This is a genomic window from Aerococcus viridans, assembly GCF_001543285.1.
In the GTDB taxonomy this organism is placed as follows: Bacteria; Bacillota; Bacilli; order Lactobacillales; family Aerococcaceae; genus Aerococcus; species Aerococcus viridans.
Genome location: NZ_CP014164.1, coordinates 919,838 through 932,648 on the forward strand (window position 1 = coordinate 919,838; position 12,811 = coordinate 932,648).

A 12,811-nucleotide genomic window follows, 5' to 3' on the forward strand; every position below is an offset into this window, starting at 1 on the left:
GAATATAGGCATATCCATTGCATTTTGATTTGGTTTCCGCTATATTTATTGTGAGTTTTTGCCGGCAAAAGTAGGTGATCAATTGGCGAATTTTATCCCAGAGGAAATCATTAATGAAGTAAAGAACAATGTAAATATCCTTGATGTAACCAGTCAATTTGTTGACTTACAAAAGAGGGGACGTAACTATTTTGGTTATTGTCCATTTCATGAAGAACGTACGCCTTCGTTCACAGTAAATGAAGAAAAACAGATTTTTCACTGTTTCTCATGTGGTCGGGGGGGTAATGTTTTTCGTTTTATGGAAGAAATTGAAGGTTATTCCTTCCCCCAAGCTGTCCAAAAGGTAGCGGAAGCTGGGAATGTTTCGATATCATTCGATTGGTCAGCTTTAGATGATGGCCAACAAACGACCAATTATTCAAGTGTGCAAAATCGGCTTATCCATATCCATGAAGAATTAAGAAAATTTTACCATTATTTATTGATGAACACGGGAAATGGGCATCAAGGACTAATCTATCTATATGATCGTGGTTTAAGCAAAGAAACACTTGATGCCTACCAAATTGGAATCGCCCCTGAAGATGGGCGCTTAGCTGCACAACATCTGTTAAACAAAGAATTTACCACTGAAGAATTGCAAAATTCTGGTATATTTGTAGGCGACCAAGACCGGTTAAAAGATAGATTTGCTGGTCGTGTGATGTTTCCACTGCGAAACCCGCAAGGGAAGACTGTTGGTTTTTCAGGGCGAATCTTGCCTGGGTCTAACCATTATGAAAACCATCCTGATGCAGCCAAGTACTTGAATAGTCCTGAGACAGAAATATTCGAGAAAAATACTTTCTTGTTTAACTTGGATTTAGCTCAAAATGAAGCCCGAAGAGCCAAAGAGCTCGTTTTATTTGAAGGTTTTATGGACGTCATAGCCTCACACAATGAAGGTGTAGGCAATGGAGTGGCCTCTATGGGCACTAGTTTAACGAGCAACCAAATTAAGGCTATTGAACGAACAAGTAAACAGGTCTTAATTGCCTATGACGGAGATAAACCTGGTCAAAAGGCGACCCTTCGAGCAATTAACTTGATACAGGATCAAAGTAGTCGTTTGAAGCTTAATGTGCTAGCCTTTGAGCAAAACTTAGATCCTGATGAATTTATTCAAAAGTATGGTGGCGAGCGGTATGTCAATTTTGTCTTGAACAAAAGGTTGAGTCCGATTCATTTCATGAGAAATTATTACCGGCAGGAATTTTCTCTTGAGACTGATAACGGCAAAATCCAATTCATTAATGTAATGCTGGAAGCTATTGCTAAAATTCAACGAGCCATCGATCGGGATATCTATGTAGGAGAAATTGCTGAAGATACAGGTGTTTCTAAAGATACCTTATTACAACAGTTAGAGAGCTATAGTCCTAAAAATCAGTCACACCAATCCTACCAAGCTGATGATCACGGCAACCAGCAGTCTTTTCCAGCAAATAACACTCTTCAACTAGGTATTCCTGCTGCAACAAGCAAGAAAAAGTCTCAACTTGAAAAAAGTGAATTGCTATTACTATACCGTTTACTCTATAATAGTGAAACATGGTTACTCATAGCGAATAGGGATTTTCATTTTCAGTCTAGTGAAGTTGAAACGGTCTTTATGTTATTGTCTGACTATCGAGAAAATAATCAAAACATGGACGGTGAGCTTGACCCTGGAGATTTCTTACAAGCCTTGTCAGGTGCAGAAGAACAGCGTCTTGTCGCTGAAGTGATGAATATGGAAGTAGCACCAGATATAGGTGAGGGCGAAGTTGAAGATCTAATTTATAACATCCAGATTAAAGGTAACATCGAACAAAAAATGCAATCTTTAGACGACGAAATTGCTTATGCAAAATCGGTAGACGACTTTGCACAGATTGGCATTTTGATAAAACAAAAAATAGATTTGTTAAAGCAAATAAAAAGTCGTGGTAATTAAACTACTTCAATTTTAATTTATGTAAGGAGCGAATTGAATGGCAAAGAAAAAAGTGGACGGCGTAACACTTAACCAAGCTACAAAACAATTAATTGCTGAGAAAAAAATTCTTGGTACAATTCAATATACTGATTTAAGCGATAAAATCGCACAACCTTTTGCCTTAGATGATAAAGGTATGGATAGCTTGATTGAAAAATTCGAAGATCAAGGTATTGCCGTTGTTGACGAGAATGGCGAACCAACAATGCGTCAAATGGATAAAGAGGCCGACAAAGAAGCTGAAAAAGTGAAGAAAGAGGAAATAGATCCTACTTCTGTAGCTTCTGACGTTAAAATTAACGACCCCGTTAGAATGTACTTGAAAGAGATCGGACGCGTAGAATTATTAACAGCAGACGAAGAGGTTTCTTTAGCACAACGTATTGAGCAAGGTGACCCAGTAGCTAAGCAGGAATTAGCTGAAGCCAACTTACGTTTGGTTGTATCGATTGCTAAACGTTATGTAGGACGCGGAATGTCATTCTTAGATTTAATTCAAGAAGGTAACATGGGTCTAATGAAAGCTGTTGAGAAATTTGACTACCATAAAGGGTTTAAATTCTCTACTTACGCTACTTGGTGGATTCGTCAAGCCATTACGCGTGCAATTGCTGACCAAGCGCGTACTATCCGTATTCCAGTACATATGGTTGAAACGATTAATAAATTAGTACGTATCCAACGTCAATTATTGCAAGATTTAGGACGCGAACCAACTCCAGAAGAAATTGGGGCTGAAATGGATTTACCAACTGAAAAAGTACGTGATATTCTAAAAATTGCGCAAGAGCCAGTATCATTGGAAACACCTATTGGTGAGGAAGATGACTCTCACTTAGGTGATTTTATTGAAGACCACGATGCAACTAGTCCTGATGACTACACTTCTGCAGAATTGTTAAAAGAACAATTAAACGAGGTATTAGATACTTTAACAGACCGTGAAGAAAATGTTTTACGTTTACGTTTCGGTCTAGAAGATGGTCAATCGAAAACATTGGAACAAGTTGGTCAACAATTTGGCGTTACCCGGGAGCGTATTCGTCAAATCGAGGCGAAAGCATTGAGAAAATTACGCCATCCATCTCGTTCAAAACAATTAAAAGACTTTTTAGAATAAGCATGGTTCTATAATAAATAGTGTTGGTGAGATTTCATGTTGAATCTCATTGACACTATTTTTGTGTACGCAAAAAGGACATGATATCCTTAATGCATGTAAACTACGACGAATACAGAAAGAAGGAAAGATCATGTCCCATACATCTATTATAAAACAACTCTGCGGTATTTTCGACAATAATATCGATATTACAATACCAAAATCTATGCATCTGTTGCCACTTGAAAAGTATCATGAAATAAATCATTTCGTTTTACATGGGGTTCTTACGTACAAGCCTAAGGCTTGTATGCACTGTGGTGTAAAGAATACTGGTAATCAAGATATCATCAAACATGGCTTTAAACCAGCTATCATTAGATTACCGAACACAGCTACTAATCCTGTTTTACTTAAATTACAGAAGCAACGCTTTTATTGTAAACACTGTGCACAAACTTTTATCGCTGAAACACCATTAGTTGAAAAATTTTGCTGTATTTCTAAAACCATTAAAAGTCAAATTAGCTCCGAATTGATTGAAACGCAATCTATGCGGTTAATCGCTAAACGTTATCATGTCTCTTCTCCAACAGTGGCCAGAACTTTAATGAAAGCAAGTATGGGACTATCACCTAAGGGAAATTATCTCCCGAATCACCTCGGTGTAGATGAGTTTAAATCGACTAATCGTGTAGCCAATGCAATGAGTGCTGTCCTTGTGGACACGCATAATAGAAGGCTAATTGATATTGTCGTTGATAGAAAACAAGCGTCGCTCATCGATTACTTTTCTTCTTTTACCTGGACTGCCCGAAACAGCGTGAAGACAGTTTCGATTGATTTATATACACCTTATCTAGAGGTCATTCGCACATGTTTCCCTAATGCGAAGATTGTCATTGATCGATTCCATATAGTAAAGCTGTTGAATGAAACAATCAATTCTATTCGTATTAAAGTGATGAATGCTATCAAAACAAGCCGTCCATCGGACTACAAAAAACTCAAAAAACAATGGAAATTGTTGTTAAAGAATGCTGAAGATTTAAATTTCACGGATACACATTATGTTCGTCAATTTGGTGAAGCAATATCAGAACAACGTATTGTTGATTATCTTTTGAGTATCTCACACGAACTTTTAGTTACTTATACCCTGATGAATGAATTAAAATATGCCATTTCAACTCATGATATCAATATTTTTAATGAAATCTTACATGGGACTAAGAACCACACTTTGCCAAGTCGTACGAGAAGAACCATCAAAACATTAGTCAAATTCTTGCCTTATATACACAACGCCTTAAAATATACTGTATCAAATGGTCCTACCGAAGGTATTAACAATAAAATTAAATTAATTAAACGAACAGGTTTTGGATATTCGAACTTCCATCATTTACGTGCAAGAATTTTAGTCCAATTCAAATTAAATTACAAACCATCCAATCCTAAACCATATACATTTGAGGGGATAGCAAGTTAACCCAGGGATAGTGGTATATTTTTGAATAAAGAGAATAAAGAGGACTGAAAGTATACGTCCTTAGCCGTGAACAAGCATGAAATCGAGACTAAGGCTCGATTTCAAAGTAGAGAGACCTTGGCTCTCATTGGTGCCACGGCTTTTAAGGAACGTACACTGAAGGATAAAACACCATTTGTTAGAAATGTTATCTCATTGGTCACTTCCCTTGCCTAAAGGCAAGTAAAAAGCCAAACACATCACAGCGTGCATGGCTTTAACTTTATTGATTTCTTAATTATTATTAAAAACTAAAAAACGTATTCGTGTGCTTTGAAATTATTTACCAACACTATTTGTAAAAGAACCATAAGCATTAACTATTCAAAAAAGCAGCCAATTGGCTGCCTTTTTTTATGGCCGAAATTTCTCAACAATGAATCTTCGTAATTCAACTGCCATTTAACGATGTACTTATCTCTTAACATTCCATATCCTGGAGACCAATCTGTTGCTTTAAAGGGAACGATAACTTTGATCGCGACTTTTCTAAATTAGCGAAGTAAGTTTGGAACTGGTCAAAATCATCTGACATAATAGTGACTGATACATCGTTAAAGTCGGGCTGGTCTTCGCTTGGAAATTCATCTGAGCATAACAATCGTTGGCCATATGTTTCTAGGGTTCCATGCATCAGATAATAGGGAAAGGATTGCGGTAATTGACCGGGATTTTTAGATCTACCATTGAACCATATTCAACTGAGGCTAATATCTTCCCGTCAAACTTTTCTCGATAATAGGTCATTGCGTCTTTTGCTTGTCCACAGAAAAAGAGGTAAGGGATAATGTCTATGATTTCACACCTTTAATTGTGCCTGTGTGCTCTAATTTTAACAAATTCTGCCAATGAGAAGAAAATTTGAACCCTAAATCTTACCGCTTACCAAAAAAGTAAATGACGAAATGAACTAGAATAAGTACAATAAAGACAAATATTGTACCTTTACGTATCTTTAAAATGTTTTTGAAAATGATTTGTTTTTGACTGCTTATATAGAAACAAATGGGTTTTCGCTAAAATCTATTGAGTAAAAATGAGAAAAAAATGATTTAATTTTTATTTTTTGTTTGACCTAGCATTGAACATACCGTAAAGTACGTCAAAGGAAAAAATACTTTACAAACGAAATCACTAGGACTAAAGCCAAGCTTGATATTAAGTGTTAGGCTGTTGGTAACGGTGAGAAAGTGAAAGGGTAAGTATTTTAATTTTAATAAAGCCAATCGGAACCGATGTTTTTAATAAAATCCCGCAGATCTCAGGCATTTTGCTTGAATTTGGGGTGTTTAAAGAAATTGGTGGATTTGGTGTGCAATCGATAGGTCATTAGAAAAGGGGAAAAATTATGCCAAAGAGAACAGATATTAACAAAATTCTAGTTATCGGATCTGGTCCCATTGTTATCGGACAAGCAGCCGAATTTGACTATGCTGGTACTCAAGCTTGTTTTGCATTAAAAGAGGAAGGATACGAAGTTGTCCTAATTAATTCGAATCCAGCGACAATAATGACTGATCGCAAGATGGCTGATAAGATTTATATCGAACCAATTACAGAAGAAATGGTTTCTAAAATTTTATACGAAGAAAAACCAGATGCAATTTTACCATCGCTTGGTGGTCAAACAGGCTTAAACATGGCTTTGACTTTAGATGCTTCAGGTATTTTAGAAGAACTAGATATTGAGTTAATTGGTACCAACCTTAAAGCCATTGACCAAGCAGAAGACCGTGAGTTATTTAAAAACTTGATGACTTCAATCGGCCAACCTGTTCCAGATTCGACAATTGTTCACACTGTTGATGAAGCGGTTGATTTTGCCAATGAAATTGGTTACCCGATTATTGTAAGACCAGCCTTTACCATGGGTGGTTCTGGTGGTGGTATCTGTGAAGACCAAGCATCACTTGAAAAAATCGTTAAAAACGGTTTGATTTTATCGCCAGTAACCCAATGTTTAATTGAGAAATCAATTGCTGGTTACCAAGAAATCGAATACGAAGTCATGAGAGATGGCGCGGGTGTTGCAAAAGTCATCACTTCGATGGAAAACTTCGACCCAGTTGGTGTACATACAGGTGATTCAATTGTGTTTGCCCCTAATCAATCGCTTGATCAAGCACAAAATGACATGCTAGCAGATGTAGCCATTAAAATTATTCAAGCCTTAGAAATTGAAGGTGGCTGTAATGTGCAACTTGCCTTAAAACCGGATACACAAGAATACTACATCATTGAGGTAAACCCTCGTGTGTCTCGTTCATCAGCCCTAGCTTCAAAAGCGACAGGTTTCCCCATTGCCAGAGTGGCAGCTAAAATCGCAGTAGGGTATCGCTTTGACGAATTATACAACCCCTACACTGAAACAACTTTTTCCGAATATGATCCAAAAAATATTACTTATACTGTTGCAAAAGTGCCACGTTGGTCAAGCGACAAGTTCAAAAATGCGGATAGAAGCTTAACGACGCAAATGAAGGCAACTGGTGAGGTGATGTCACTAGGTCAATCGATTGAAGAAGCCTTGTTGAAATCAATCCAATCGCTTGATAACGGCCACCCACACTTATTCGATGTGGATGCAGCTAAAGCGTCAGACGAGAAAATTTTAAAAGAAATTGTCGAAGTGAAAGATGACCGTATCTTCTACTTGGCAGAAGCGATTCGTCGCGGAATGACTGTAGAAGAAGCTGAAGACCATACAAAAATCCGCCCATTATTCCTACAAGCCATTAAACATATCGTGGACATTGAAGCAGCGCTTAAAGATCAGCCACTAGATAAAGATGTGGTGGCAGAAGCGAAATTAAATGGTTTTGATGATGAAACAATTGCACAACTTGCCAAAGTAACCGTGAATGAAGTGAAATCCTTTAGAGATGAACATGCGCTTGTACCTAATTTTCTCCCTGTGACCATCTGGGGTATGGGTGACTATGGTGAAGCAGGCTACTACTTCACTTCTTATGCTGGTGAAAACAAAGTTCATACAGCTACTGATAAAGAATCTGTCTTAGTATTAGGTTCTGGCCCAATCAGAATCGGTCAAGGGATTGAATTTGACTACGCTACCGTTCACTGTGTGAAAGCCTTGCAAAAAGCTGGTTACGAAGCCTTGATTATCAACTCAAACCCTGAAACAGTATCAACTGACTTCTCAATCTCTGACAAGTTATTCTTTGAACCAGTTACTTTTGAAAATGTGATGGCTATTATTGAACGGGAGCAACCAATCGGTGTCATGATTCAATTCGGTGGACAAACTGCCATCAACTTGGCCAATGACTTGAAAGAAGCTGGTATCCAAATTCTTGGGACATCGGTTGAAGACATGAACCGAGCTGAAGATAGAAAATTATTCGAACAAGCGTTAACCCAATTAAATATTGCCCAACCAGAAGGGGATACTGCGCTATCTTTAGAAGAAGCCCTAGCTATCCCAGAAAAAATTGGTGGCTACCCAGTACTTGTTAGACCATCATTTGTCCTAGGTGGTAGAGGGATGGAAGTGGTTTATGACGAAGAAAACTTAACCACTTACATGAATGACGCCTTGGCTGAAAGTCATAAATTAAAACAAGAAGCGCCAATCTTGATTGACCACTACGTTCAAGGGATTGAAGTTGAAGTGGACGCCATTTGCGACGGCACGGATGTCTTTATCCCAGGTATCATGGAACATATCGAAGCAGCGGGTGTCCATTCAGGTGACTCGATGGCTGTTTTCCCGACACAAAGATTATCACAAGCTGTCATCGACCAAATTATCGATGAAACCATCAAAATTGGAAATGGCTTAGGTACAATCGGGATGGTGAATATCCAGTTCATCGTGGAAAATGACAAAGTCTTTATTATCGAAGTGAACCCTAGAGCCAGCCGTACAGTGCCATTCTTATCAAAAGTAACGGATATCGAAATCGCACAAATTGCTACAAACGTGATTATGGGGACTAGCCTACAAGCACAAGGCTTTACTAGCGGAGTATTCGACTATACTGACGACCAAGTCCACGTGAAAGCACCAGTCTTCTCATTCACTAAATTAAATGGTGTTGATCCAGCGGTTAGTCCAGAAATGAAATCAACTGGTGAGGTGATGGGTTCAGGTAAAACATACGCTATTGCCCTACAAAGAGCCTTTGAAGGAGCCAACATTCAAGCAACTGACGAGGGTGCGATTGTCTTCAATTTGTTAAAAACAGATTTAGGGGAAATCGAAGCGGACTTAACCAAGTTGCATCAGGCAGGTTACCCATTAGCAATCTACATCAATGACGCAGATGAAAAGCTTGAATCAGATAACTTTACAGTCTTCTCGAATACAGATGAGTTAAACCAATACATCACTGAAAACGATGTGCAATTAGTGGTGGATACAACAGGTAATGTGCCAGGGTATGAAAACGGGTTGGCGACTAGATTGACTGCCATCAGCCAATTAGCGTCATTGTTTACCCACCTAGATACCTTTAAAGCCTATACGAAAGTTTTAGACGAAAAAGCGGTTGGTGCTAAGGTTTAATGAATTCTATGCAAGACAGTGATCCAAAAAACATATCACTAACTTAAAAAAATCTTATAAAACATTTGACTTTATCATTATTTCCTAATAAAATAACAGTAATATTAAAGATCAAGTATGAAGAGAGTAAGTGGTGATTGGATTCACAGCGAGTTAGGATAGAGTGGAAGCCTAATATGACGACATCACTGAAACGCACTTCATAGATAAATTGGTGAGAGCAAGTAGCCAGTTTCGCTGATGCAGCGTTAACAAAATCGAGTGAATTCAATTGTTTGTCAATTTGAGTTAACTAGAGTGGTACCACGGATAAGCCTCGTCTCTATGTTCTATTTGAACATGGAACGGGGCTTTTTTATATATAAATGAATCGTAGATAAAGAAAGTAAATTGGGGCATATGTCAAGCGAAGTAGTGGTGGTGTGAGACTACTGATATCAACCAATTGAACCGCGCTTTATAGATTTCTTGTTAGGTAAAAAAACTGAACAAGGACGTGGTGTCCACGTTAGGATGAGAGATAGTCATTTTCCAAGGACTTGTATGCAAGAAATTGTGTTCAACGAATTAGGAAAATAACTAAGTAGAGTGGTACCGCGGTTTAACGCCTCTATGTTTGCAAAATGCAGATGTAGGGGTGTTTTTCGATGAATGGAGGAGAAAAGTGATAGAAATTAGTAAGCAAGATATTGAGAAGGCAAATATTTTAATAGACTCATTGGCTTATATTAAGGATTTTCACCAAAAAATTGTGGTGATTAAATATGGCGGTCATGCCATGATTTCTGAGCAAATGCGTCAGCGGGTGATTTCAGATATCGCCTGGCTGTCGTACGTTGGAATGAAGCCGATTATCGTACATGGTGGTGGGCCAGAAATTAACCGGATGCTTGAGCTGCAAGGGGTTGAGCCACAGTTTATTAATGGTTTGCGGGTGACTTCTAGTGACGTCATGCGGACAGTGGAGATGGTATTAACTGGATCGATCTCACCTAATTTAACAACTATGTTGAATGAAGAGGGTGTTTCCTCAGTTTCTGTTTCTGGTAAAGACAATAAAATTATGGAAGCCGTGAAGAAGGATGAGTCGCTAGGTTTAGTTGGCCAGGTAACCAATGTCAACACTGACTACCTACGCCAAATGTTAGATGATAATTTGCTTCCAGTGATTTCACCCATCGCTCATGGCCCCAAAGGAGAAAGCTTGAACATCAATTCGGATGAAGCGGCCGCTGCCATTGCCTCAGCTTTAAATGCTGAAAAAATGATTTATCTAACCGATATTAACGGCATTTATGAAGATCCGGCTGACCCAACAACTTTATGTTCGGTTATGTCCGCTGACCAAATCCAAAAAGCCATTGAAAATGAAATGATTACAGGCGGTATGATCCCTAAAGTGGAAAATTGCCTAGACGCCATCCAATCGGGCGTCCGTTCGTGCCAGATTATCGACGGCACCATTCCCCATGCTATTATCTTAGAGTTATTTACCAAAAATGGCATCGGCACCATGATTACAGCTTAAAAAGGTGGTTTATACATGAACTTACAAAATAAAAACTTTTTAAAATTACTGGATTATACCAGTGAAGAAATTGAATTCCTAATCGACTTCGCCTTGCATTTGAAAAAATTAAAAAAAGCCAATATTCCACACGAATATTTAAAAGGACAAAATATTGCCCTATTATTTGAAAAATCTTCCACTCGGACCCGTGCAGCCTTTACCGTAGCAGTCAACGATCTAGGCGGTCACCCTGAATACCTTGGGGCCAACGACATCCAACTCGGTAAGAAAGAATCTGTTATCGATACTGCAAAAGTCCTTGGCGCCATGTTTGACGGCATCGAATATCGTGGTTTTGACCAGGAAGCAGTCGAATTGTTAGGGGCCCATGCAGGTGTACCAGTTTGGAACGGATTGACCGATACCTGGCATCCAACCCAAATGATCGCGGACTTTATGACTATTAAAGAGATTTTTGGTTGTTTAAAAGGGCACCACTTAGTCTATCTAGGAGATGGTCGTAACAATATGGCCAACTCTTTAATGATTGCAGGTGCCAAGTTGGGCGTTGACATTACCATTGCGACTAGCTCACAATTACAACCTGAACAAGATATTCTTGAAACCGCTCAAGACATCGCCAAAGCAACAAATGCCAAAATCACCGTAACAAATAACCCAGTTCAAGCCGTGAAAACGGCCAACATTATATACACAGATGTCTGGGTCTCAATGGGTGAGGAAGCGTCCTTTGAAGACCGGATCAAGCAATTAATGCCATTTCAAGTCAACAAATCGTTGATAGACCAAGTTGAGACAGCGAATTTCATTTTCCTACATTGCCTACCTGCCTTCCATGACGCAAAAACCACTTACGGCCAGCAAGTCTTAGACCAATACGGCTACCAAGAAATGGAAGTGACAGATGAAGTCTTCCAGGCCGATTACGCCAAACAATTCTTACAAGCAGAAAATCGCTTGCACTCAATTAAAGCCATCATGGCAGCTACAAACGGCAACTTATTCTGGCCAAACAATAATGACAAAGGAGGCGATTAGGTGATTAAAGTAGGGATTATCGGGGCAACTGGCTATACAGGTGAAGAATTAATCCGCTTGTTGGTGACCCGACCAGATATTGAATTAACCACTTTAACTTCGAGAAATGAAGTGGGAACTAAGGTTCAGGACTATTATCCTCATTTCAAGGGCTTAATCGACCAATCCTTCGTGGCTTATGATCCAAACCAAATTTTCGACCAAGTGGATGTCTTATTCTTGTGCTTGCCGCACGGGGTATCCATGGAAATCGCTAAAGCAGCGCAAGCACATGACGTCAAGGTGATTGATTTGGGTGCGGACTTTAGACTTAAGGATAGCCAAGTCTACCAAGAATATTATGGCATTCCACAAACAGAACCTGATTTACTTGAACAAGCGGTTTATGGTTTACCTGAACTTTACGCAGATGACATTCACAAGGCAGATTTAATCGCTAATCCTGGCTGTTTTGTGACCTGCAGTTTGCTCGGCTTATTGCCAGTAATCGACCAAGAGTTCATTCGAACAGATTCAGTAATTATTGATGCCAAAACAGGTGTCTCTGGGGCAGGCCGTTCTGCCAAAGTAGCCAACTTACTGACTGAGTTAGGTAATAACTTTTATGCTTACAATCCTATGGCACACCGCCATATTCCTGAAATTGAGCAGACTTTAAATAATGTCGCCAAAAAACAAGTCACTGTTCAATTCACTCCGCATATGTTGCCAATAGAACGGGGCATTCATGCCACTTTTTACCTGGACTTAACAGCTGACATTACTGAAGACCAAGTTCGTCAAATCTACCAAGATTACTACCAAGATAAATACTTTATTCACATCCTAGGTCAAGACCAATTGCCACAAATTAAGGCGGTACGGGCTAGCAATTTTGCCCATATCCAAGTCAAAGTTGACCAAAGAACCAACCGGTTAGTGATTTTTGCCGTTATAGACAACCTAGTAAAAGGGGCAGCTGGTCAAGCCATCCAAAATATGAACCTAATGTTTGGACTAGACCAAACGACAGGGCTTACCCAAGTCCCAATCTTTCCATAAGCATTAATGAAAGGAGTTCG

General features: G+C 38.9%; 7 protein-coding genes and 1 other annotated feature. All 7 genes read left to right on the forward strand.

Going from position 1 to position 12,811, the window contains the following annotated elements; genetic code table 11:
• Window positions 1–82: 82 nt before the first annotated feature.
• The gene (dnaG, locus tag AWM76_RS04490; protein WP_106427289.1) at window positions 83–1,978 is read left to right on the forward strand and encodes a DNA primase; all 1,896 of its coding nucleotides are present in this window, start codon (window positions 83–85) and stop codon (window positions 1,976–1,978) included.
• A 37-nt stretch (window positions 1,979–2,015) separates the two neighbouring features.
• Entirely contained in the window at window positions 2,016–3,140 is a 1,125-nt protein-coding gene (rpoD, locus tag AWM76_RS04495) for an RNA polymerase sigma factor RpoD (RefSeq protein WP_003142143.1), read from the forward strand.
• Between the two features lie 133 nt (window positions 3,141–3,273).
• Window positions 3,274–4,614: an ISL3 family transposase gene (locus AWM76_RS04500; protein WP_060779331.1), complete on the forward strand. Its 1,341-nt coding sequence runs from the start codon at window positions 3,274–3,276 to the stop codon at window positions 4,612–4,614.
• Window positions 4,615–6,001: 1,387 nt separating this feature from the next.
• Window positions 6,002–9,181 (forward strand): carbamoyl-phosphate synthase large subunit, encoded by a 3,180-nt coding sequence (carB, locus tag AWM76_RS04505; RefSeq protein WP_003141106.1) that lies wholly within the window; start codon window positions 6,002–6,004, stop codon window positions 9,179–9,181.
• 105 nt (window positions 9,182–9,286) lie between these two features.
• Window positions 9,287–9,508, forward strand: a binding site (T-box leader).
• 337 nt (window positions 9,509–9,845) lie between these two features.
• Window positions 9,846–10,709, forward strand: a complete 864-nt coding sequence (gene argB / locus AWM76_RS04510; protein ID WP_039934664.1) for an acetylglutamate kinase — start codon at window positions 9,846–9,848, stop codon at window positions 10,707–10,709.
• Window positions 10,710–10,724: 15 nt separating this feature from the next.
• Entirely contained in the window at window positions 10,725–11,750 is a 1,026-nt protein-coding gene (gene argF, locus AWM76_RS04515; protein WP_003141103.1) for an ornithine carbamoyltransferase, read from the forward strand.
• Window positions 11,751–12,791, forward strand: a complete 1,041-nt coding sequence (gene argC / locus AWM76_RS04520; protein ID WP_003141101.1) for an N-acetyl-gamma-glutamyl-phosphate reductase — start codon at window positions 11,751–11,753, stop codon at window positions 12,789–12,791.
• The last annotated feature ends 20 nt before the right edge of the window (window positions 12,792–12,811 follow it).

Excerpts from the sequence above, each read along its gene's own strand:
- rpoD (WP_003142143.1), top strand. The coding sequence starts at position 2,016 with ATGGCAAAGAAAAAAGTGGACGGCGTAACACTTAACCAAGCTACAAAA.
- AWM76_RS04500 (WP_060779331.1), top strand. The coding sequence starts at position 3,274 with ATGTCCCATACATCTATTATAAAACAACTCTGCGGTATTTTCGACAAT.
- carB (WP_003141106.1), top strand. The coding sequence starts at position 6,002 with ATGCCAAAGAGAACAGATATTAACAAAATTCTAGTTATCGGATCTGGT.
- argF (WP_003141103.1), top strand. The coding sequence starts at position 10,725 with ATGAACTTACAAAATAAAAACTTTTTAAAATTACTGGATTATACCAGT.